Below are 23,067 nucleotides of genomic sequence, written 5' to 3'. Positions count from 1 at the left end.
AGCGGCCATACACTCCGCAACACGGACATCCGCGATTGGCACAATCGTGTCCGATGCCGGCGGACTGACTGCAGAACCACCGGTTTTGATAGTTGCCAACAGCCTCCGACAACCCAGGCCAGCGTTCCGAACAGGCGTTCATGCGCATCATGGCGGCGCTGTTTGGCGCGTCGATCCTGGTCCTGCTGCTGGCCACCTGGCTGGTCGACCCCGGCCCCATTAACCCTTGGGCGCTGATCAGTTTCTTCGGATTCTCGCTGTTTGCGATCTCCTGCCAGTATCAGCACCCGGGGCACGGATTCGTCTCGTTTGACCGCGTGGCCCAGTTTGCCGCCGTCCTGATGCTCGGCCCGATTCAGGCCGCGTGGATTAATGCGCTCGCCTCGCTGGTTCACCCCATCGAGCGTCTGCGTCGTGGCGAGACGCTGACGCACTCGCTGGCCGCGGGCTTCGCCAATGGCGCGATGATGGGCATGGCGGTTCTGGCCGGTGGGCTGGTGTATCTGGCCTTGGGCGGTCCTGTCCCGCTCACCCACTTTTCGCTGGAGGCGCTGGTCGCGCTGGCGGCCATGGCCGTGATCGCGCACATCGTCAACGAATCGATGCTCAAGTGGGTCTTCAAGATGCACGGGATGTCCTCGAACGATCCCCATGATCCGTTTTCATTGACCCTGGAGCTGCTGTCCTATCTGGTCGCCGCCCTGTTCACCGTGGTCTGGATGCACCTGCCGCTCACCGAATCCGTGGTCTTTACCGGGCTGTTCTGTGTGGCGATCTGGCAGCTGTCCGCCCATGGCCGTATGCGCATGCGCCTGGAGCGGCTGGTCAAGGAACGCACCCGCGACCTGCACGTCAAGACCGAGCAATTGCACGAGATGACCCGGACCGATGATCTGACGGGCTTACGCAACCGACGCCATGCACAGATTCGCCTGGAAGAAGAGATTCACCGCGCACGTCGGCACGGCCGTCGGTTCTGCCTGGCGCTGGCCGATCTGGACCATTTCAAGGCGATCAACGACAACTACTCCCACGCTGCCGGCGACGAAGCCCTGCGCCGGGTTGCAGCGGCATTCCAAAGCGAGCTTCGCGGCGAGGACATGGTGGCCCGATTCGGTGGCGAGGAGTTCGTCTTTCTCTTCGTTGAAACGGAGTTGGGCGATGCCCGCGAGGTTTGCGAGCGCCTGCGCAGGGCCGTGGCGCGCATCAAACTCAATGAATACTCACGTCAGCTGAAACTCAGCATGAGTGTCGGACTGGCCGAGTTTTCAGGCGACACCGCCAGCGAGTTGCTCAATCGCGCTGATCGCGCGCTTTACGCGGCCAAGAACGCCGGCCGGGACCGGGTTCAGCTTTCTCAACCGCATCGCGACACCCTCCCTCGCATCCACCCCTAGCCCGGCGCCACTCGCGTGGCACGGAACCTGCTACCGCTTGCTCCCAACATCGCCGACGGACTGGCGGTGCACCGTAGACATGCAAGCCGGCGCCTGGGTACTCCTGGCCCCTCGGCCTCATGCAGCAGCGGCGCATCGGGGAAGCAGTCCAATGAAATCGGCACTGGGGAAATCTGAATAGCGCCGAAGCGGACTCGGCGGGGAGTGTGCATGTTCTTGCGCAAATGGATTGCGATTGTTGCGCTGGGTGGGTCATTGGCGCTGCTGGCGGTACTGGTCCTGAAGTCCCAGGAGCGTCCGTTGGATGCCCGCCAGGCGAGCGACCAACTGGCCCAGTTGAACTATGTGGCCAGGCTGAGCGAACAGTTCGCCCGGGAAGTGGCGCGTGCCCGTGTCCACCGCGACACCACATTTGCCGCGCTGGACGGGACAGCCGCGCTGTGGGTCACCGCAGACGAGCGTCTGGCCAGCCCGGAAACCGGCCTCGCGGATCAACCACTGACCGCCCGCCCCCTGCGCCGCTATCTGGACCTGGCAGCCCAACGCCGCCAGGGCCTGATCGACTTCAAGGCCGCGCAAATCGATTTTGTCAGTGCCTTTGAGCAACTGCGCATCGAAGCCGAACGCGCACTGGGCGGCCTGATGTCCAGCGAGTCCGACCTGGCGATTAGGGACCAGATCATCGCTTTGCTCGATGAACTGGCGATTTATGGCCTGCAGGCCAACCCCAACAACGGTGGCCGGATCTATTCGCTGATGGCTCGCCTGAACGGTGCGCTGCCCGCCTTCGAAGCCGCGGCGCGCGAAGTAAGGGCCGCCAAGGATGCGCTACAGCCCCAGGCCGATGCGCTGGGCGATCTCGCCACCGCCGAGCAACTCGGACTGCTCACCGCGCAGGTGCGCGAAGCGGTGGCCCGGCAGGATGCGCGAATCGAGCACTACACCCTCGCCCTGGCCGCCTTTGCCAGCGCGCTGCTGCTGGTGTTCACACTCATCGGTCTACGGCTGCGTAGCAGCTTCAACGAGCTCGACGGCATCAATGCCAATCTGGAACAACTCGTGGAACAGCGCACCGACGAGCTGAACCGGACCCTGCAGGAGCTCCGTATGCAGCAGGCCCACCTGATCCAATCTGAAAAGCTCTCTTCACTCGGTCAGATGGTTGCCGGCGTGGCCCATGAGATCAACACCCCGCTGGGCTATGCCCTGAGCAATGTTGAGACGGTGAAGGAATCACTGGTCATCGTCGAAGCCGCCGGGGGACTCAGCGAAGACGCCCAGGAGCGCATGGTGGAGGCCGATGTCCTGCTCGAAGACTCCATGCACGGGATGAACCAGATCGACGAGTTGGTCAAAAGCCTCAAGAACTTCAGTCGCATGGACCGCTCCGCCACGGAGGTCTTTGATCTCAACGAGGGCCTGGAGACCGCATTGAAGATTTGCCAGAACCAGCTCAAGGGCCGTGTCGAGGTGGAACGCGACCTGGGCGAGATTCCCGCCATTCACTGCGCCCCTTCCCAGCTCAATCAGGTCTTCCTCAATCTCATCAACAACGGTGCGCAAGCCATTGATGGACATGGGCTCATCACCTTGCGCACCCGCCATGTCGGCGAACAGGTTCAGGTCCAGATTCAGGATAGTGGCTGCGGGATGGATGCCGAGACTCAGGCGCATATTTTCGAGCCGTTCTTCACGACCAAGGCGGTGGGCGAAGGGACCGGACTTGGGCTGTCTATCGTGTTCCGCATCATCGAGGATCACGGCGGCAGCATCGAGGTCGATTCCACACCCGGCCGGGGCACCTGTTTCACCCTGTTGCTTCCGGTCCGACACACCACGCCCACCAGCGCCATCGAACCCGTTGCCGACACCACAGGCAACGACGCGCTGGGCGCGGCCGTTCCGGCAGGAGCATGACGATGGATGCCACTGCCCGCCCCCGCCTGCTGTTCGTCGACGACGAGGCCCGGATTCTGGTGTCGCTGAAATCCATCTTCAGGACCGACTACGAGGTCCGCACCGCGAATTCCGGTGCCGAGGCACTCGACATCCTGCGCGACTGGCCCGCCGACGTGTTGATCAGCGACCAACGCATGCCGGAGATGACCGGCGTGGATGTACTGCGTTCGGCGGCCGAACTGCGGCCGGACACCACCCGCATCCTGCTGACCGGCTACTCGGACCTGGAGGCCATCATCGGTTCGGTCAATGATGGCGAGATTTTCCGCTTCGTCTCCAAACCCTGGCGTCGGAACGAACTGCGCGACACCGTCGCCGCGGCCGTGCGGGTGGCCACGCGAGCCCAGGCGGCTAATGACGCCAGCGCCCAGGCCGGCGATGCAGCCGTGGAGACCGTTCCGGCCGCCGCCACCGCCGAGCCACAGGAACGCACCGGCGTCCTGGTGCTGGATGCAGACGCCTCCGAACGCGAAGCCCTACGCCATGTGCTGAGCGCCGACCGGCCCGTCCATGTCGCCGGCTCGTTCTACGAGGCGCTGGACCAGATCAAGCAGCACCGCATCGGAACCGTCATCACCGAGTCCAGCATTGGCGGTGAGCCCGTCACCACCCTGGTCAATGGCCTGCACCAACTGCGCCCGGAACTGGTCTACATCGTGCTGACCGGCCAACCCGACGCACAGCACATTATCGACCTGATCAACTACGGCCAGATTTACCGCGTGCTGCGAAAGCCGATCAATGTCAGCGTGCTGCGTGGGGCGGTCAATCTTGCCGACCGCCGACACCATTCGCTGCAACGCCAGCCAGAACGCGCCCAGCAGATGACCGAAGAACTCGCCGTCATCCCACCCGAGCGCCAGAACCGAAGCCTATTCAGCAAGATCCGCGAGTTTCTATACGCCTAGTGGCGGCTCGCACCCTGGGGAGCACCGATGTCTAAACCAACCCAAACGTCCGCAAGCGCGGGCACGCTGCGCCAGGCCATTGGCCAGTCTGCGGAGTACGTGATTGCCCTGGCCCTGTTGGTCGTCTGCCTGGCCGTGGGAGCCGTGGTCTGGCTTGGCCAAGGTGAAGAACCGCAGGGTGTGGTCACCGAACTCAGCCTGGCCAGCGACGACGCCGAAACGGCCGCCGTGACCCGCATGCAGGCCGAAGAAGAAGCCGCCCTCGCCGCCCTGCGGGCCGAACTGCGCGACAGCCTGACAGCGGTGGAGGCACGCGGCCGTATCGAGGCCGAGCTGGCCGAGCGTGAACGTGTGGCTGCCGAGGAACGCGCGGCCCAGATCGCCGCGCTCGAAGCCCAGCGTCAGGAGGCCGCCGCGTTACGGCAGCGCCTGGAATCCGAACAGGCTCGCCGCCGCCGCATCGAGCAGGAGCAATCGCAGGCCGCATCGGCCGCCGCAGCCCAGGCCGCCGTACCCGCCAGCAAGCCCGTCGAAGCCCCGGAAAACAGGCCTGCGACACCGTCCGCACCGGCTCAGCCGGTCAGAGTCGCCCTGTCACCGGCCCGCGAACCGGTGATCACCAAGCCTGCGGTTCGCTGGGAAACCTGCGATCGTCCGCAGTACCCACGGGCATCCCTACGCGCCGAAGAAGAAGGCGTCACGGTGGTGAGTTTGCAGATCAATGCCGAGGGCCTGGTCACCGCCGGCAGCATCCGGGAGTCCAGCGGGCACCGCCGCCTGGACGAAGAGACGCTGTCCGCACTGAGCCGCTGCCGTTTCAAGCCGGCAACGACCGACGGGGTGCCGACGGCCACCACCGGGATTTATCGTTTTGCGTGGAATCTGCGGTAACGCATCGCCACCACCCGACTAATCACGCTGCCAGATGTCCTGCACGTAGGCGGTGTACTGTCGGGTGAACTCCGCCAGGCGCGGAGCGCCCTTGGAGGTCGTGACCTCCACGAGAACGGTGTCAACCTGCGTTGCTGCGATTTTCTCGCCCTGAATAAAGCCCGATACATCCGCTCCCAGCGATGTTGTCCCGGTCAGTGTCTCCGGCGGAAACCGCTTGTCCCAGCCGTGCTGGAGATCAGGGCGCGACTCGTAAATGTTCAAGCGCACCTTGTAGGCACTGCCATCCGGCCGCCAGTACTTGTAGTAGGCGGAGCTCACCAGTCCTTCCTGCTTGAACAACGTCGGCGCCTGGCTGGCCTGAACGATGGACTTGATCTCGATCTTCTCCACCTCAAACGCTTCTGGCGGCGGCATGCGCAGCCGCTCGATGGAGATAACGTCACGCCCCGATGTCGCCGGCTTGGCCGGCTCGGAGGGCTGCGAACAACCGGCGACGAGCAGGAAGGAGCCGATCGTCAGAAGAACAACGCGAAATACGGAAAAAACCGTCATGTGACCGCCGAATGACAACGAAAGTGGGCATACTAAATGCTTGGAGTGGGAAAAACTCACCTCCAGCGGACTCCACGGCAGGAGACCGCTTGCAATACACAGCATCACACTGGGGAATTCATCGTGCATCGACTCATACTTTCTGCCGCACTGGCCGCAGGCGCCGTGTTTGCGGCCACCGCGACGGCGGCAGATCCCGAATCAGGGACTGTCAGCCAGGCATCACCGACCATTAGCTTCACGTCCGGACCCAACGCCATTTCCAATCCGGGGTATCCGGATACCGGCGTTTGTCAGAATCCCGCCCTGCCCTGCGATGATTTCGCCCTGACGGTTGAAGCCCCCGCACCGCTGCCGGAGGCCATGGGAGCCGCTATTCGCGTGATCACCACCGCGGATGCCACCGAGGACTATGACATCTACCTGCTGAACGCCGACGGTGAGCAGGTCAACAGCTCTACCCAGGGCGGCACGCCTCCGGAGGAGATGTTCCATGTTGTTGATCCTGGGACGACCACCTTCACGGTGCGCGTCAATCCCTGGCTGGTGACCGGCACAACGGCCGAGACCACGATCACGCTGGAGTTCTTTGAATCCTCCGGCGGTGGCGGCGACGGCGGCACCGGCAACGATGGCCGCCTGCCCTTCGACCCCACCGCACCGCGCTACTCAATTTACGTATCGCCGCCCAATGAGGGTAACGACGCGGGTGAGCCCACCATCGGCTTCAACCCCTTCACCGAACGGGCGATGTTCATCTCGTACACCAATGCCTTGCGCGTGACCTTCCCGGAGAATCTGGACGAGCCGCTGCCACAGGCCTGTGACGCCCAATGGGAAAACAAGTCCGGTCTGGTGACCACGCTGAACTCGCTGGACCCAATCATGTACACCGACAAGGCCACCGGGCGAACCTTTAACTCGCAGCTGGCCGGCGCCAACAGCCTGTTCGAATACAGTGACGACGACGGCGACACCTGGATCCCGGGCCAGATCGGTCTGCCCAATGGTGGTGCAGACCACCAGGGCGTGGTGAGCGGTCCCTACCCGGAGGGCTTCCCCACCGACGGCCTGCTGTTCCCGAACGCTGTTTACTACTGCTCGCAATCCGTGGCTGCAGCCTTTTGCGCCCGCAGTGACGACGGCGGTCAGACCTTCGGGCCTGGCACCCCCTTCAAGAATCTGGATTGCGGCGCAGGCGCCCTGCACGGGCATCCCAAGGTCGCCCCGGACGGCACGCTTTACGTCCCTGACAGCTCGCAGTGTGTCGCCGGTCTGGGTCTGGACGGCAGTTCCGAAAAGGTGGTGGCCTTCGTCAGCGAAGATGCGGGTACCACCTACGATGTGCGTGTATTGCCGGAGAGTGAGGGTGGCGCGGGTTCAGACCCGTCGATCGCACTGGCCTCCGATGGCACGGCCTACATGTGCTACGAGAACGCAGACGGCACCGCACGTGTCGCGGTTTCGCGTGACAAGGGCGTGACCTGGGAACACGATCAGGATGTCGGCGCCGCAGCCGGCTTGGTCGCCACACGCTTCCCGGCTGCAATTGCAGGCGACCCGGATCGTGCAGCCTGCGCATTCCTCGGAACGACGACGGTCGGTCCGAACGAAGACCTGGCCTTCGAGGGCGTCTGGTACCCCTATATCGCGACCACCTACGATGGCGGTGAAAGCTGGCAGCTGGTCAACCTGAGCCCGGATGATCCGGTCCAGGGCTTCGGCGGCGTGGGCCCCAGCGGCACAAACCGCAACCTGCTGGATTTCAACGACCTGGAAATTGACAACCTGGGCCGCACGCTGTTCGCCTATGCCGATGGTTGCATCGGTGGCTGTGTGGCCGACCCGAGCCAGAACAGCTTTGCCGCCAAGGGCACGATTGCCCGTCAGTCCGGTGGTCGTACGCTGTACGCCGAGTTCGATAACCTGGCCGGCCAGCAGTTCAACCACAGCACGCCCATCCCGCCGGCTGCTGCCTGTGCTCTGCAAGAGGCCAGCCAGCGCACCGTCACCCAGACCAAGGTGGTCTGGCGTGCACCGGACAATGGCGGCACTGAAATCACCAACTATCAGGTGTACCGCGCTGAAAGCCCAGCAGGCCCCTACACCCTGGTTGGCGATGCTGGCACCCGCACGCAGTTTGTCGACGACACCGCCAGTACGGCCGTGGCCGAGTACTCGTACAAGATCGTCGCCCAGAACGCGGCCGGCGATGCCCTGGACAGCAATGTCGTGACGCTGCCCATCGAGGACGAGGTGATTGTCGATACGTGCTCGCTTCCGGGTGACACGATCATCCTGGACTCCGAAGGTGACTCCCCGTCACCCGACCACGACATCATCTCCATGTCCGTGGCCGAGCCCGCTGAGTTCGCAGGGAATCTGGTCGTCACGCTGAAGCTGGCTGGCTTTACGGCCACCGAACCGCCGGCCACGTCGTTCTACCCGGCCCTGTTCCCGCTGCGTGACAACTTCTACTTCGCGCTGAACGTGGGCGACGGCATTGCGACCTTCGAGTACGGCAGCTTCGAGGAGCTGCCCCAGGGGCTGCTGGCATTCACCGCTGAAGGCGAACTGGACGAACGCAGCACCTACGGCGCCGATGGCACCGTGGTCTTCGTGATTCCGAAGTCGCTGTTCGGTGAACTGCAGGCAGGCGACATCATCGCCGGGTTCGACCTGCGCTCGCGTGTGGGCGCCGCCTCGGCACCCAGCCGCGACACGGCCGGCCCCGCGGACTACGTGATTCGCACCGATGCGATTTGTGGAGACGTGACCGGCAATCTGCTGGCCACCCTCACGGGCAGCGTGGCCGACGGCGAAGCGCCGCTGAGCGTGGACTACACGGTCTCGGGCACCGCGCCGGATGGAGAATCGCTGACCAGCTTCTCCATCGACTTCGGTGACGGCTCCTTCATCGAGGACGAGCCCTTCGGCGGCCAGGACAGCGTGACCATCACGCATGTCTACAACCAGGCCGGCACCTACCGGGCTCAAGCCAGCGTCACCGATACGACCGGTGCCGAGAGCACCAACCTCGCCGAACACACGGTCGTGGCCCGTGAGCCTGGCCAGGGTGGCGGCGGTGGTACCGGTGGTACCGGTGGTGACGGTGCCAGCGGTGAAGTCGTCGGCGGTGGCGCACTGGGCGCCCCTGTCCTGCTGGTTCTCACGACCCTGCTGGGGCTGCGTCGCCGTCGTATGAACCGGCGCTAGACCATGACTGCAAGGCCTTCCGGCCTTGCAGACCAAGCAAAGCCCCCGACCCGGGTCGGGGGCTTTTTTGTTGGTGCTGCACCAGATGACTGCCGGGTCAGCCAGCCACGCCAGGCTCGGCAGGAATCGGCGCGACAGCGCGCGGCTGGCCGGCGTCAGGTTTTTGGAGATGGCGCTTCATCCATCTCCCGCGGCGGGACTACGGCAACACGATGCTGAATCGTCCCCCGCCCTCGATGCCCTGGTTGCTGCACTCGATCAGGCCCTGACGCGGGCCACTGCGATGCATGCTGGCAACGAGGTGCGAGAAATACAGGCCCAGGCCAGAGCTGCCGGCGCTGAAATTCAATGCCGGCTGCTGAGTGCCGGCGCCGCATAACATGGCTTCGGGATAGCCACGCCCATCGTCATCCACGCTAATGCGGAGACACTGCGACTCCGTCATCTCGGCGGACAGCCGGATCTTGGATTGCGCATAGCGATACGCGTTGTTGATCACGTTGTTGATCACCCCAAAGACCAGTTCCGGATCAAAAAAGCCGATCAGACAGGGGTCGCAATCGACCTCGATGGCAATGCCTCTGGACGCCAGCAACAGTTCGCTGCGCACGGCGCAATCATCCAGAAAGTCGGAGACTTCGACCTCGCTGATCTGCGCCGCATAGTTCTGCTCACCAATTCGGTAGATTGCCAACAGCTGCACCAGCTGATTGTTGACCCGTTGGCCTTCGTACTGCATGGCCGGCAGATTCTCCAACTGGCTGGCCAGTGCCGGATCGAGGCGTGTCGCCATCTCATCGAGCATGCCCAGCACCATGCCCAAGGAGTTCTTCATATCGTGGACCGAATTCGCCAGGGCGGTCGCGAAATCGAAGGTCGGATTGACTGCAGTCATGGGCTTACTCGGTGCCGGTGGCAAGTTGACGGTACTGGTTGTAGATCTTGTCGAAGCGGTCCTGGTTGGCTGCTCGGCCGCGGGCCCGTGTGAGGTAGATCCGCACCTGTTCGAGGGAGCGTCGATCCGCCCCCTGTTGACTCATGAGCATCAGCAACGACTGCGCGGCATTGAGGTTGATGGTCGTGTTCTCCGGCATGGACTGTGCGGCTTTCAGGAACAACACCACGGAGTCGCGGAGCTTGCCGTCACGGGCCAGCGCGACCCCCTCGTTGTTCAGGCGAATCATGGCCTTATGCTCGGTGTCGATGAGCTGCTCGCCCTCGTCGGCCAAACCGGCCTGATCGAACACGGCACGCGCCTGCTCCAGAAATGCGGGATCCTCGTGATGGCTGCGTACCGCGGCCTGCATCAGCCCAACCGCATCCTCCTTGCGGCCGGCCGCGAAGCAGGATGCCGCGAGGTCCAGGGCATCCTCGCTGCACAGTTCTCCGGGGTGTTTGGCGTGCAGGGCCATCGCCCGATCCAGCGCGGCCGCGCTGACATCATCCTGGCCCAAGGCGCCGGCGATCTTGCTTTCGACCATTGCCGCGATCAGCTGGTCTTCACCACTGGCGTGTTTGAACTCCCGGCCCACCGCGCCCAGCAACTTTGCAGCCTCCTGCGGCTTGTCGAGATGGACTTTGAGCTCAGCCAAGGCACCAAAGTCCTTGGGTTTGCGGTGAATCGAGTGACGCCCATCGACCACCACGGCCTTGTAGGCCGCCTCAGCCGTGGCCAGATCATTGGTTTGAAGCGATGCCTCGGCCAGCGTTTTCTGCCGCGCCGTGTTCTTGGGTGACAGCTCGACCGCCTGCTTGAGCGTTTGCTGCGCCGCTTCGATCCGACCCTGGGCCTGCTCGGCACGGGCCAGCCAGTCGAAGGCGGCAACAAAGTGAGCATTGGCGGCGATGGCCTCACGGAAAGACTGCTCGGCCTCGGCGTGTTCGCCAAGTTCATAAAGCGCCTTACCACGGCCCAGCAATGCCCATGACAACGGCCGGATCGCGATCACCTCATCGAAAATCGCCAGGGCGGCATCAAAACGGTGCAGGCGCATCTGTAAATCGCCACGCAGTTTCATGATGTCGAAGAAATGCTTTTTCTCTTGCGTCAGAGCCTGCTCACAAAGCGCCAGCGCCCGCTCCAGATTTCGGGCATCCATCGCCGCCGAAATCTCGCGCAGGACCGCTTTCTTCTGCTCCAGCTTGCGCAGCCGTGATTCCAGCACGACCTGCGTAAACGGCTTGGACAGATAGGCATCGGGCTCATACTCCACCGCCCCCATCACCATATTCATGGTGTTCTCGGCCGTGATCATGATGAAGATCGACGAGTACGGGACGAGCTCGCGGACACGCGCCTCTTCCAGGATCTGCTGCCCGTCCTTGCCGTCACCCAGGTTGTAGTCGCAAAGCACAACGTCGTAACGCTTGTCGGCGAGCAGCTCGAGACATTGCTCGGCATTGCGCGCGACATCGATCGTCGTCGCCCCGAAGTTTTTGAGCATCTCCCGGACCAGCGCCCGGATATCCGGAAAGTCATCGACCACCAGAATCGACTTGCCCTTCAGCGTCCAAAGCGCCTTGTTCACCCGCAAGCTCCCGCCACCGCACGTCTCCACATGCCTCGGGACGCGGTCAGATCAGGGGGCCCATCAGGCCCGACCCTTCCACCACCCGTGCATTTCCTACCGTAGGCAGAGGTATCGGCCGGAGCGGTCAATTCATGAGCCGGGAGCCAAGTGCCGGCACTTTGCATCTGGCCTGCGCACAACCGCCGGCCCATCCGCGCCAGCGCACCGGCTTCGTGCTAGCGCTGCGACGCCGTCTCCGCCGGCAACAATTCGCTCCAGCGCCTCAACTCATCGAGCACAGCAAGCGCGGTGCGACCGAAATCCGTCAGCGCGTATTGCACCGAAACGGGAGAGGAGTGCACCACCTCACGAGACACCAGTCCCTGCTCGACCAGGTACTTGAGTCGCTCGGTCAGCATCTTCTTGCTGGCGCCCCCGATCATGCGTGACAGGTCGTTGAACCGAACGGGCTCGTCCTGCAAATGCCACAAAATCGACCCCGTCCATTTCCCACCGATAACGCGCATACCGCGTTCGATCGGACAGGGTTCCATACAGGGGTCCGCCACCCGTCGACGGCCTCGGTCATCAGATTCCACGCGAGCTTTCAAGACGCCTCCCGGTTACCAAAAGGTAACTGGTTGTTTTTTGTAACCTGCGTACTTATGTTCCTCTCCGACCCGCCGCGGGTCAAGTAACCCCGCCATCTGAAGGAGCGATCGTGAAGAACGTATTGATCATCGACGGACACCAACCCTACCCCTTTGCCCCTGGACGTTTGAATCAGACACTCGCCGAGACCGCAGCGACCATGCTGACGGACGCTGGAAAAAGCGTGCGACTCACACAGGTCAACGCCGGCTACGATGTGGAGGCCGAGGTCGACCATCATGTCTGGGCCGACACCGTGATCATGCAGTTCCCCATCAACTGGATGGGCGCCCCATGGTCGTTTAAGAAGTACATGGACGAGGTCTACACTGCCGGGATGGATGGGCGCTTGTGCCAGGGAGACGGCCGTAGCGCCGAAGCGCCAACCCGCAACTATGGAATGGGCGGCACGCTCGGTGGCACCCGCTACCTGCTGTCGGTGACCTTGAACGCACCCCGCCAAGCCTTTGACGACCCGGCCGAGCCTTTCTTCGCCGGTGGCAGCGTGGACGATCTGCTGAGGCCCCAGCATCTGAACATGGCATTTTTCGGAGCCCAGCCGCTGCCAAGCTTCGCGGCGTATGACGTCATGAAGAATCCGCAAATTGAACAGGACCTGCAGCGCTTCCGAGCCCATATCCGCCGCCATCTACTCGGCGACGACAACACCCGGGTGGCCGCATGACCTCCATCAAACTCCACCCTGGCAACGCGTTTCCCGTCATCAAAGTCGCAGACGAGACGGGCACGTACCGCGATTTATCGCGTCCGGCTCAAGGTCTGGACTGGATCATGGTTGTCGTCTACCGGGGGCAGCATTGCCCGCTCTGCACGCGCTATCTCAACGCACTGGCGTCTCATCGTGCCGAACTGGCCGAGATCGGTGTCGATCTGGTCGCGGTCTCTGGAGATAGCGCGGACCAACTGGCTCGGCATCGCGAGCAGCTCGACGTCGGGTTCCCCCTTTACCACAGCCTGCAGCCGGCGCAGATGCAGCAACTGGGCGTGTACATCTCCGAGCCGCGCTCGAAGCAGGAAACCGATCATCCCTTCTCGGAGCCCGCCCTGTTTGTCGTCAACGAGTCTGGTCAGCTGCACGTCGCCGATGTCTCCAACAACCCGTTCGTACGGCCGGACATCCCCACGCTCGTCAGGGGATTGCGATGGATCCGAAACCCGGAGAATAACTACCCGATTCGGGGTGCACGCCGCTACGCCTGACGGCAGGTGCCGCTCTCTGGGGGGATCAGCGTCGGGTCGAACTGCCCGTGCCGGTCGCGCGGAATGTCGAGAACGACGCGCTCGCCATCCATTGTGACCGTCTTGGAGGAGAAAACGCAGGCCATAGTGCACGTCAGCGCGCGACCGCTCAGTCCGGTATGGCGCATTGTTCCAACGCCTGCCGGGTCAGGGCTTCGCTGTAGGCATGGACTTTCCAATGCCCTGGACTCCAGCCCTTCAGAAACCGCTGGAAGTCGGCCCAGGCGACGCAGAACAGCGGGCGCCAAGCCTGTTCCAGCGCCGCAGCGTCGACTGCCCGGGCTGCCGTCCCGACAGGCTGCTCGCTCAAGGCCTGCGCCAGTAGCCTGAAGTAGTCGTCCACCAGCGCCGGACAGCGTCGCTCACAGTCCGTTGGCGGCAGCGTACTGCTCAGCAGCATCACCACGTCCTTCATGCCGCAGCCACGACCCACGTACTGGAAATCGACCGCCGCCACGTGCCGGCCGCCCTTGGCAAAAATGAAGTTCGCCAATTTGGCATCACCATGGACCAGGGTCTGGAACGGACATCCGCTGAGCAAGGCATCCAGCTGTGGTGCCGCCGTCTTGAGCGCCGTGTCCGTCAGCGCCGCCAGCTCATCCGGGCGCGTCGCCAGGTGCCAATAGGTGCCGGTTTTCCACAGACCAGCGGGGGCCACGCCGAGATAGCGGGCGTGGAATTGGGCCAACCAACGCAAGCAAGCCTGAATCTCGTGATGACCGGCCTGCTGCAATACCCGGTGATAGCCACGCGTCTGCAGGTCTTCCAGCACCAGCAGAATTTCGTCATCACGGCGCTCGACAAACAGACAACGCGGCATCGGGCAGGCGTCCGCCCGGACCGATGCATCTCCGCCCTGCCCCGCATAGTCCCGATACCAATTGACCTCGACCCGGTAGGACTTGAGCTTGCGCTGATGCGAGGTATCGGTGCTCCAGCCACGCGGATGCCGGGCTGGCTTGGGCAGGCGGATGTGCTTGACGATCACACTGAAGTGCTCGCCGCCGTCCACCTCGGCACGAAACAACTCGCCATAGCCGCCCCACAGCGGTTGGATGACCTCGGTGCGAGACACCGCCTGCGCGCCAACTGCCTGCGCAATCGCGGTCAGTTCCGGGTCCGATAACTGGGCAGGTTTGGTCATCACGTTAATTCTGTCCACACCGCAGGCATCAACCCCGCTTCCATATCTCGTACTGCTCTGGCAGGCACTTCGCGCACGGACGATACCCGGCGGCAATCGCTGCTTCCTCATCAGCAAAGAAGACCCGCTGTTTTGCGTAGTGCCCCTTGGCCAAGTGCCGGAGGGCCGATGGGCAGTCGAGCCTGCCGTATATCTTCTTTGGCCTGTAACCACCAAGCTGACCCGGCTCCGGGCTCTCGTAGAACGACCCGCCAGGCCCAAGCAGCTTGTACATCTTCCCCATGGTCCAAACCCTACAGAAAGCTAGCAACAGCGCAGTGGCGCTCCACCGTCAGGCGCCGTTCGATGCAGAGTTTAATCGGGCAACCTGAACCCAGTATCCAGGTGACCAACTGACGTCATTCAAGTGACGTCCTTGAGGCCCGGGGAGCAGAAAAAGAGTGACCAAGAACGGGAGAGGATAGGACCACCACCACGCCAAATACCTTGCAAATCTCCTCCAAACGCAAAAGGCCGCCCGAGGGCGGCCTTTTAACGTACTGATTCCATTCAGGAATTTGGTAGGCGCGAGTGGACTCGAACCACCGACCCCCACCATGTCAAGGTGGTGCTCTAACCAGCTGAGCTACGCGCCTGAAGGGCCGCGGATTATGAGTGGTTACCCCCCGCTTGGCAACCCTTTATTCCGACGGGCCTATGTCGGGCTTGCGGCGACGGCTGCGGCGGGCTCAGACTGGAACAAGGCCTGACAGTCAACGCGGGCCTGAGCAGTCTCGGGTAGCTGGTCGCAGACGCGGTCCATAGCCGTTGCCAGACGCTGCATGACAGCCGCCGCATCCTGCGCCTTGGCCCAGTCGGCGAGCTGCTGATCGGCACGTTGCAAGCGCATGTGGGTGCGTTGATAAAACGCGCTGGGTTCGGCAGCCAGCTCGTCGATAATGGCGGTCATCTGGCCCTCAATGCGGTCGATGGCTTCGGGGGTCATCTCCAGCAAGCCGTTGAGATAGATCAGCCCCCACTGGGCTCGGGTGGCCGGTCCTCTGGCCTCTTCAGCCGCTCGCTGCAGCCAGTCCAGCGCTTCATCGGTATCGCCACGCGCTTCGGCATAGCGAGCGATGGTGGGCATGAAGTAATAGGCGTCGGGCGATTGCTGGACTTCGCGACGCAACAAGGCCTCGGCCTCGGCCGACAACCCGGCCGCCTCCAGCGTATACGTCGCGTAGTTGGCCATGGCCTGACGCGCCTGCGGAGTCTCGGCCGCGTCATCAGCCCAGGCGACGGTGGCCTGCAGGTCGGCCACCAGCTCAGCCGGGAGCGTGGCTTCAGGATCAAGCGCCTCGAATAGTTTGACGCGACTGCGCTGGGCATAAAGCCGGTCTTTGATCGTATAGGCATCGCTGGCCGCGACCTGTTGCATGGCCCGGTCTAGCTCGTCGGCCAGCGCCTGGCGCGACTTGCCTGGCTCGGTGGCGGCAACCAGCACGTCAACCGCGAAGTAGTTGAGGGTGTCGATCTGGGCCCGAAGCTGCTTGGCATCGGTAATCAGTTGCCGCAGCAACGCCTGCGCCGCGTGCTGTTGATCGCCGGTCAAAGCCTCCTCGCCCGAAACGGTCGCCGCGTATTCAAGCAGGCGAAAGCGTGGGCGCTCGGCCTCTGGCGCAGCCTCCGCCAGCCGCCCCATAACACTGGCCATGCTGCGCTCGCCCAGTAATGTCCCGCGATCCACCCACCAGCCGTAGTTGGCCAGCAACGTCCAGTCGTCGGCGGACAGCGTGGCGGGCTCGTGTAAGGCTGCATCCAGAATGTCGACGGAGGGCCGGGTCTGCCGCGCCGCTGCACGCAACACGCGCGGGTAGGCCTCAAGATCTCCGGTGGAACTGATACGCGTGAGCTCGGTGCCATCAGGACGCAGCACGATCAGCGTTGGGTAGCCCACGATGCCGAAATGATCGCCCCAGCGCTGGGCGCCGGCCGTGTCGCCGTCCAGATAGACCGGCACGAACAGCTCGGTCGTCGCGACGAAGTCGGGGCGGTTAAAGACCGTGGTCTTGAGCTGCATGCAGGGCGGGCACCAGCGTGCGCCCCAGTACAGAAACACCGGCTTGCTGGCATCCGCGGCAGCAATCATGGCGTCTTCCACACTGCCCTGGAACCAATCGATCTCTGTGGCCTGGTGGTCGGCTGTAGACGCTTCGGCCTGTCCGGCTGCCGTTGTCGCCTCGGATTCCGGCGCCCCGCCCGAGCAGGCGCACAGCGTGGCCAGCAAGCCGGCCAGAAGCAGGGTTTGAACATTCTGTCGCATGGTCAGTCTCAGCCGCGTGAACTCGGCATGATCGCCGAATCGAGGTTCCCGGTGCACGGTTTGTGGCCGGACGCCCCGGCGGCCATCCGCAGTCATCACGGCCACCCTTGTCGGAATGTGCTGTCGATGACTTGCAAAAAGCCCTCCAGCGCGGGACTCGGCGTGCTGGCCCTGGGCAGCACGCGATACAACGGCCGTCTGAAGGGCCCGCCATCCAGGCTGAGCCGAACCAGCAAACCCGCGGCCAGTTCCATGCGGATAGCCTGGGCAGACAACAGCGCCACACCCAAGCCGGTGGCCACGGTCTGCTTCAGCGCCTCGGTGCTGGCGAGCGTCATCGCCGGTTGCAGCCTGACACCGCGGTCCGCCAACCACTGCTCGGTCACCGCCCGGGTTCCGGAACCGGCTTCGTGCATCAACACCAGCTGATCACGCAGCTGGTCCAGCTGCACGGTCCCTGCCCCGGCCAGCGGATGCCGGGGGGCGGCGATTAACACCAACTCATCCTGTGCAAACACGGTGTAGTCCAGCGCGGCATCGTCTGCCACGCCCTCGGCGAAGCCGATGTCGATGCGCCCATCCAGCAATTGGCGCTCGATGGTCTCGGTGTTTTCCACGGTCAGGGACAGCTCGATCCCGGGATTGTCCCGCGTGAACTGCGCAAAGGCCTGCGGCAGCATGTAGGCGCCAATGGTCCGGCTGGCGCCGATGGCCAGTCGGCCAAGCCTGCGGTGCCGCAGGTCGTCCAGGGCCAGCTCGGCCTGCGCACGTATTGCAAACAGGCGCTCTGCATAGTCCAGCAGGACGCGGCCCGGTGCGGTTAGCACCACGCCGCGCGGCCGGCGGTCGAATAGCGACACGCCCTGCCGGGCTTCGAATTCGGCCAGTTGCCTCGACACGGCCGACTGGGAAACCCCCAGGACCTCAGCACCGCCCGTCACGCTGCCGGCCCGCGCCACCGCGTGAAAAATCGCCAGGTGATTCAGGTTCATGCCAGGCCATGAAAAGAAAGCATGGCAACCATCTTATTTATGCATTTTTAGAATGTCTCGTTTCACCCTAGAATGCCGCCTCGCAGACACCCCACCGGACAGCTTGCTCATGACCGAACAAAAGGCCACCAACATCACCTGGCACGACGGCGACGTCACCCGGGCCGACCGCAACAAACTGCTGGGCCAGAAAGGCGCCACCATCTGGTTCACCGGCCTGTCCGGCTCGGGTAAGAGCACGGTGGCGGTGGCGTTGGAGCAAGCGCTGTTTGCCCGGAACAAGCTTGTTTACCGGCTAGATGGCGACAACGTCCGCCACGGCATTAACAAGAACCTGGGTTTTTCGGCCGAGGATCGCGCCGAGAACATCCGCCGGATTGGCGAGATCGCCAAGCTGTTCGTCGATGCCGGCGTCATCGCGCTGTCCAGCTTTGTCAGCCCCTACCGCACCGATCGTGATCTGGTCCGCGCCATGCACGCCGAATCCGACATGGACTTCATCGAGGTCTACGTCGACGTGCCGCTTGCCGTGGCCGAGGAGCGCGACCCCAAGGGCTTGTACAAAAAGGCCCGTGCAGGCGAGATCCCCAACTTCACGGGTATCAGCGATCCCTACGAGGCTCCCGAGACACCGGAACTGGTGCTCAAGAGCCATGAGATGTCGCTGGAAGAAGAAGTTGATGCCGTCATCGCCCTGCTGCAGCAGCGCGGCATCCTGCCCGCCTGAACCCACCGATTACCGACCTGACCTCACAGGACTGAACACATGATCAAGCCGCACGGTTCCGATACGCTGAACCCGCTGTATGTCGAAGACGACGCCACCCGCACGGCCCTGCAGGCCGAGGCGGAAGGCCTGCCCAGCCTGCTGCTGAATTCAGCTGCCGCTGCCAATGCCGTCATGATGGCCGGTGGTTACTTCAACCCGCTCACCGGCTACATGAACAAGGCAGACGCCCTGTCCGTGGCCAGCGACCTCAAGACCACCGGCGGGCTGTTCTTCCCCGTTCCGGTGCTCAACCTCACCCAGGCGGACGACGTGGCCACGGGCCGTATCGCGCTGCGCGACCCCAATGTGGACGGTCACCCCGTGCTGGCCATCATGGACGTCGAGGCCGTGGAGACGGTCAGCGATGAGGAACTGCGGCAGATGGCCGAGCAGATCTTCGGCACGCTGGATGACGCCCACCCGGGTGTCTCCACATTCCTGAGCCTGGGCAACACCCTGCTCTCGGGGCCGATCCAGGTGCTGAACTTCAGCTACTTCGCATCGGACTTCCCGGACACCTTCCGTACCGCGGTCGAGATCCGCAACGAAATCGCCGAGCGCGGCTGGAACAAGACGGTCGCCTTCCAGACCCGTAACCCCATGCACCGTGCCCACGAAGAACTGTGCCGCATGGCCCAGGAACGTCTGGGTGCCGACGGCATCGTCATCCACATGCTGCTGGGCAAGCTCAAGAAGGGCGATATCCCGGCCGATGTGCGCGACAACTGCATCCGCACCATGGTGGATCACTACTTCCCGCCAAACACCGTGATGATCACGGGCTACGGCTTTGACATGCTGTACGCCGGCCCGCGCGAGGCCGTTCTGCACGCCCTGTTCCGCCAGAACATGGGGGCGGACTACCTCATCGTCGGTCGTGACCACGCCGGTGTGGGCGACTACTACGGCGCCTTTGACGCGCAGACCATTTTTGACGAGCAGGTCCCCGAGGGCGCGCTGGACATCGAGATCTTCCGGGCCGACCACACCGCCTATTCCAAGAAGCTGGACCGTGTCGTGATGATGCGCGAAGCCCCGGATCACGCGAAGGAAGACTTTGTGCTGCTCTCCGGCACCAAGGTGCGCGAAATGCTCGGCAAGGGCATGGCGCCGCCGCCCGAGTTTTCGCGCCCGGAAGTCGCCAAGGTATTGATGGACTACTACCAAAGTATTCAGTAAGGGATTGATTCATGGCTGATTTTGACGTCTTCAACGGTGACGCAGACGGCGTTTGCGCCCTGGTCCAGTTGCGCCTGGCCGAGCCCCGTGATGCCGAGCTGGTCACGGGCGTCAAACGCGATATCAGCCTGCTCAAGCGGGTCAGTGCTGGCGCGGGTGACCGCGTCACCACCCTGGATATCTCGCTGGACAAGAACCGCGATGCTCTGCACCGGCTGCTGGAAGCCGGTGCCCAGGTTCACTACGTGGACCACCACTACGCGGGCGAGATTCCGGACCATCCCGCGCTGACCGCCCACATCAATCCGGCCGCCGATGTCTGCACCAGCCTGCTGGTCAATGGCGAGCTCAAGAATCGGTTCGTGGAGTGGGCACTGGTGGGGGCGTTCGGCGACAACCTATCGGTGAGCGCCCGCACGCTGGCCGGGCAGGCTGCGCTATCCGATGCCGAACTCGACCAGTTGGAGGAGCTCGGCATTGCCATGAACTACAACGGTTATGGCGCCAGCCCGGCCGACCTGCATTTCACCCCGGAAGCGCTGTACCGGGAAGCGGTGCAGCATCGCAGCCCGCTGGGCTTTTTGCGGGATGCTCCCGAGACCTCGCAAACCCTGATCGCCGGCTACAAGGCCGACATGGCCAGCGCCGAATCGACACCACTGGACCCGGCCTCGAACGCAGATGCCGCATTCCTGATTCTGCCCAATGCAGCCTGGGCACGCCGTGTATCGGGCGTGTTCGGTAACGCACTGGCCAATGCCGCCCCGGATCGCGCCCATGCGGTGTTGACGCAGAAAGACGATGGCGGTTTCCTGGTCAGCGTCCGTGCCCCGCTCAACCGCAAGGCCGGCGCAGATACGCTCTGCCGACAGTTCCCGAGCGGCGGAGGCCGCGCCGCAGCGGCGGGCATCAACGATTTGCCGGCGGATCAATTCGGCACCTTTGTGGATGCGATGAAGGCGCAGTTCGCCACCTGATCTCGCCGATGGCCTGTGCCAGGGGCCCAAGATCGTGTTAAGAAGCCCTGCCCTTTGACCGAGCGATCAACCGTCATGACCCAGTGGATGGAAGCCGACATGCCCGACCTGGCCGGCAAGACCGCCGTGGTTACGGGTGCCAACAGCGGCCTGGGCTACTTCACCACACGTGCGCTGGCGGCGGCCGGCGCCCATGTCATCCTGGCCTGCCGCAACCCCGAAAAGGCTGAGCAGGCGCTCCAGCAACTGCGCGCCGAGCTGCCGCAGGCCTCGCTGCAGGTGGAACCGCTGGACCTGGCCAGCCTCGATTCCGTGCGGTCCTTTGCCGCTGCGCTTGGTGGCCAGTCCATCGAACTCTTGATCAATAACGCCGGCGTCATGGCCGTGCCGTATGCCCGGACTGCCGATGGCTTCGAAATGCAGTTTGGGACCAATCATCTAGGCCATTTTGCCCTGACCGGATTGCTGCAAGAGCAGATCAGCGACGGCGGCCGCATCGTCTGCCTTGCCAGCATGGCGCACCGCTGGACGCCTGGCATCCGCTTTGATGATCTCGACTGGAGTCAGCGTCGTTACAAACGCTGGCAGGCCTACGGCGACAGCAAGCTGGCAAACCTGATCTTCATGTTCGAGCTATCACGCCGGATGATCGCGGCCGGACGCAACGTCATCGTCGCGGGTGCTCATCCCGGCTACGCGTCGACAAACCTGCAATTCGTGGCGGCGGAGCAACGCAAGTCGCTTGTCGAACGTCTGGTCATGCAGGCCAGCAACGCCCTGGTTGGCCAGCCTGCACAAATGGGCGCCCTGCCCACGCTCTACGCGGCAACGGCTGACGACGTGGTCAGCGGCGACTACATCGGCCCGGGCGGGTTCCAACAACTGCGCGGACACCCCGTCAAGGTCGGCTGCCGGAAGCAGGCGCGCAATCCAGCCATGGGCGATCGGCTCTGGGCCGCGTCGGAGCAGCTCACCGGTGTGACCTACCTGTCGGACGCAGCAGCGGACACGGCCAGCAGCGTCGGCTAGCTCCCCGGATTCATCGGTAGCAGGATCCGCACCCGCAGCCCGCCGCTCTGCCGATTCGACAGCTGCAACCGCCCACCGTGGGCCTCCACGATCTCCCGGGTCAGGGCCAGGCCAAGGCCCGTCCCGCTGTGTTTGGTGGAATAAAACGGCAGCAAGGCATTAGCCAGCACGGATTCGCTCATACCACTGCCGCGATCCAGAATATCGATACAGACCGAGGCGGCAACGCGGGTCACCCGCAGCTCGACCGCCTCGGGCGCGCTGCCGGCCTCGTGAGCGTTTTTCAGCAGATTGATCAAAACCTGCTCGAACTGTGCCCGGTCCACCCGCAACGGCAAACTGGGCAGTGGCCGGGCCGCGGTGAACGTCACCTGCGCGGCCAACGTGTCGACCAGATCGGCCACGGAGACCGACTCCAGACGGGGCATGGGTAGCTTGGCGAATCGGGCGTAACCGTCGACAAAACCGTGTAGATGGCGTGCCCGCTCGCCGATGGACGCAAAGACTTTAAGCGTGGCCTCGGTCTCCCCGCGCCGGGTCAATTCGGCGCCGGAATGCGCCATCGACGAAATCGGAGCCAGCGAGTTGTTGAGTTCGTGGCTCAGCACCCGGATCACCTTCTTCCAGGTGGCGACCTCCTGGCGCGACAGTTCGCGGGTCATGCGCCGGAACAGATACAGACGATGTGGCCGACCCTGGAGTCGGAACCCGCGTTGGGAGATGTGAAACGTCTCCTCACCGCCCTCCAGCTCCAGGCTGAACAGCGAATCCTCGCCCGAGGCCACGGCCTCCCCAACCACCGCAGGCAGGGTCTCGATTAACTCGGCAAACCCCAGGCCACCCAGCCGTTTTCCGGCGTTGAATAATTGCCGCGCGGCCATGTTGGCATAGGCCACACGATCGGCCGAATCCGTCAGGACCAGCGCCACAGGCGTGTTCTGCACCACCGTGTCCAGCAGCAGCTCACGCTGGACCAGATGCTGGCGTTGCTCGCGTAGGGTGCGGCCGAGTTCATTGTGGCGTTCCACCAGGGCGGAAAGTTCATCGCCACCGGCATCGTTGGTCGAGATGCTGAAATCGCCATCACGGTAACTGGCCACCGCCCCTTCTAGCGCCCGCAACAAGCGTCGCACGCGCCGTGTGGCGCGTCGGGCAATCAACAAACAGGGCAGCAGCCCGAGTAACACGGCGACCAGGCCCACCAACAGCGGATCATCCCAACGCTGCCACAGCCAGGCACCGACACCCACGCCGGCCGAGAACAACAGCAGCAACAAGGCCGCGAGCTTCAAGCCCAGGCTGGGCCGCCAATGTGGGGTCATGGGCCG

At 63.6% G+C, this 23,067-nt stretch carries 20 protein-coding genes and 1 tRNA gene; 11 read left to right on the top strand and 10 right to left on the bottom strand.

Annotated features, from left to right (window positions below):
- Positions 1-92 precede the first annotated feature (92 nt).
- The 4 genes from DEH80_RS01950 to DEH80_RS01935 all read left to right on the top strand — a co-directional run bounded on the left by DEH80_RS01950 (position 93) and on the right by DEH80_RS01935 (position 5,155).
- Entirely contained in the window at positions 93-1,397 is a 1,305-nt protein-coding gene (locus DEH80_RS01950) for a GGDEF domain-containing protein (protein ID WP_133249084.1), read from the top strand.
- A 210-nt stretch (positions 1,398-1,607) separates the two neighbouring features.
- Positions 1,608-3,314 (top strand): sensor histidine kinase, encoded by a 1,707-nt coding sequence (locus tag DEH80_RS01945; protein WP_109718796.1) that lies wholly within the window; start codon positions 1,608-1,610, stop codon positions 3,312-3,314.
- A 2-nt stretch (positions 3,315-3,316) separates the two neighbouring features.
- Positions 3,317-4,264 carry a response regulator gene (locus tag DEH80_RS01940; protein WP_165831243.1) on the top strand — a complete coding sequence of 316 codons (948 nt, stop codon included), beginning with the start codon at positions 3,317-3,319 and terminating at the stop codon, positions 4,262-4,264.
- 27 nt (positions 4,265-4,291) lie between these two features.
- On the top strand, positions 4,292-5,155 hold the full coding sequence (locus tag DEH80_RS01935) for an energy transducer TonB (RefSeq protein WP_109718794.1): 864 nt from the start codon (positions 4,292-4,294) through the stop codon (positions 5,153-5,155).
- Between the two features lie 18 nt (positions 5,156-5,173).
- On the opposite strand, the gene DEH80_RS01930 is transcribed toward DEH80_RS01935, so the two are convergent.
- Positions 5,174-5,710 (bottom strand): hypothetical protein, encoded by a 537-nt coding sequence (locus DEH80_RS01930; RefSeq protein ID WP_109718793.1) that lies wholly within the window; start codon positions 5,708-5,710, stop codon positions 5,174-5,176.
- 123 nt (positions 5,711-5,833) lie between these two features.
- Between DEH80_RS01930 and DEH80_RS01925 the strand changes: the two genes are divergently transcribed.
- A complete protein-coding gene (locus tag DEH80_RS01925; RefSeq protein ID WP_165831242.1) occupies positions 5,834-8,926 on the top strand; it encodes a PKD domain-containing protein in 3,093 nt (1,030 codons plus the stop codon).
- 199 nt (positions 8,927-9,125) lie between these two features.
- Here the strand turns inward: DEH80_RS01925 and DEH80_RS01920 are convergent, their stop codons facing one another.
- The 3 genes from DEH80_RS01920 to DEH80_RS01910 all read right to left on the bottom strand — a co-directional run bounded on the left by DEH80_RS01920 (position 9,126) and on the right by DEH80_RS01910 (position 11,990).
- A complete protein-coding gene (locus DEH80_RS01920; RefSeq protein ID WP_109718791.1) occupies positions 9,126-9,821 on the bottom strand; it encodes a sensor histidine kinase in 696 nt (231 codons plus the stop codon).
- 4 nt (positions 9,822-9,825) lie between these two features.
- Positions 9,826-11,454, bottom strand: a complete 1,629-nt coding sequence (locus DEH80_RS01915; RefSeq protein ID WP_165831241.1) for a tetratricopeptide repeat-containing response regulator — start codon at positions 11,452-11,454, stop codon at positions 9,826-9,828.
- Between the two features lie 218 nt (positions 11,455-11,672).
- Complete coding sequence (locus DEH80_RS01910; protein ID WP_207774397.1) at positions 11,673-11,990, bottom strand: winged helix-turn-helix transcriptional regulator; 318 nt, start codon at positions 11,988-11,990, stop codon at positions 11,673-11,675.
- Positions 11,991-12,157: 167 nt separating this feature from the next.
- On the opposite strand from DEH80_RS01910, the gene DEH80_RS01905 reads away from it, so the two are divergent.
- Positions 12,158-12,772, top strand: coding sequence for an NAD(P)H-dependent oxidoreductase (locus DEH80_RS01905; RefSeq protein ID WP_109718788.1), 615 nt, complete (start codon positions 12,158-12,160; stop codon positions 12,770-12,772).
- Positions 12,769-13,308, top strand: a complete 540-nt coding sequence (locus tag DEH80_RS01900; RefSeq protein ID WP_109718787.1) for a peroxiredoxin-like family protein — start codon at positions 12,769-12,771, stop codon at positions 13,306-13,308. Before DEH80_RS01905 ends, DEH80_RS01900 begins: the two co-directional genes overlap by 4 nt.
- Before the next feature lie 148 nt (positions 13,309-13,456).
- On the opposite strand, the gene DEH80_RS01895 is transcribed toward DEH80_RS01900, so the two are convergent.
- The 5 genes from DEH80_RS01895 to DEH80_RS01875 form a co-directional block, all read right to left on the bottom strand.
- On the bottom strand, positions 13,457-14,491 hold the full coding sequence (locus tag DEH80_RS01895) for a phosphotransferase (RefSeq protein WP_109718786.1): 1,035 nt from the start codon (positions 14,489-14,491) through the stop codon (positions 13,457-13,459).
- Between the two features lie 28 nt (positions 14,492-14,519).
- On the bottom strand, positions 14,520-14,774 hold the full coding sequence (locus DEH80_RS01890) for an Ada metal-binding domain-containing protein (protein ID WP_207774396.1): 255 nt from the start codon (positions 14,772-14,774) through the stop codon (positions 14,520-14,522).
- Positions 14,775-15,049: 275 nt separating this feature from the next.
- Positions 15,050-15,126: transfer RNA gene (locus tag DEH80_RS01885), tRNA-Val, on the bottom strand.
- 59 nt (positions 15,127-15,185) lie between these two features.
- A complete protein-coding gene (locus DEH80_RS01880; protein WP_165831240.1) occupies positions 15,186-16,793 on the bottom strand; it encodes a thioredoxin fold domain-containing protein in 1,608 nt (535 codons plus the stop codon).
- Positions 16,794-16,888: 95 nt separating this feature from the next.
- On the bottom strand, positions 16,889-17,785 hold the full coding sequence (locus DEH80_RS01875) for a LysR family transcriptional regulator (protein WP_109718784.1): 897 nt from the start codon (positions 17,783-17,785) through the stop codon (positions 16,889-16,891).
- Positions 17,786-17,894: 109 nt separating this feature from the next.
- On the opposite strand from DEH80_RS01875, the gene cysC reads away from it, so the two are divergent.
- The 4 genes from cysC to DEH80_RS01855 are packed head-to-tail and all read left to right on the top strand — an operon-like array spanning position 17,895 to position 21,739.
- Entirely contained in the window at positions 17,895-18,512 is a 618-nt protein-coding gene (gene cysC, locus DEH80_RS01870) for an adenylyl-sulfate kinase (protein ID WP_109718783.1), read from the top strand.
- 39 nt (positions 18,513-18,551) lie between these two features.
- Positions 18,552-19,733 (top strand): sulfate adenylyltransferase, encoded by a 1,182-nt coding sequence (sat, locus tag DEH80_RS01865; RefSeq protein ID WP_109718782.1) that lies wholly within the window; start codon positions 18,552-18,554, stop codon positions 19,731-19,733.
- Between the two features lie 11 nt (positions 19,734-19,744).
- Positions 19,745-20,710 carry an acetyltransferase gene (locus DEH80_RS01860; protein ID WP_109718781.1) on the top strand — a complete coding sequence of 322 codons (966 nt, stop codon included), beginning with the start codon at positions 19,745-19,747 and terminating at the stop codon, positions 20,708-20,710.
- A 54-nt stretch (positions 20,711-20,764) separates the two neighbouring features.
- Positions 20,765-21,739 (top strand): oxidoreductase, encoded by a 975-nt coding sequence (locus tag DEH80_RS01855; protein ID WP_207774394.1) that lies wholly within the window; start codon positions 20,765-20,767, stop codon positions 21,737-21,739.
- Here the strand turns inward: DEH80_RS01855 and DEH80_RS01850 are convergent.
- Entirely contained in the window at positions 21,736-23,061 is a 1,326-nt protein-coding gene (locus DEH80_RS01850) for a sensor histidine kinase (protein ID WP_109718779.1), read from the bottom strand. The genes DEH80_RS01855 and DEH80_RS01850 overlap by 4 nt on opposite strands.
- Positions 23,062-23,067: the final 6 nt, after the last annotated feature.

This window comes from Abyssibacter profundi, assembly GCF_003151135.1.
In the GTDB taxonomy this organism is placed as follows: Bacteria; Pseudomonadota; Gammaproteobacteria; order Nevskiales; family OUC007; genus Abyssibacter; species Abyssibacter profundi.
Note: the sequence above shows the minus strand (reverse complement) of the source record. Positions and strands in the feature narration are given on the sequence as shown.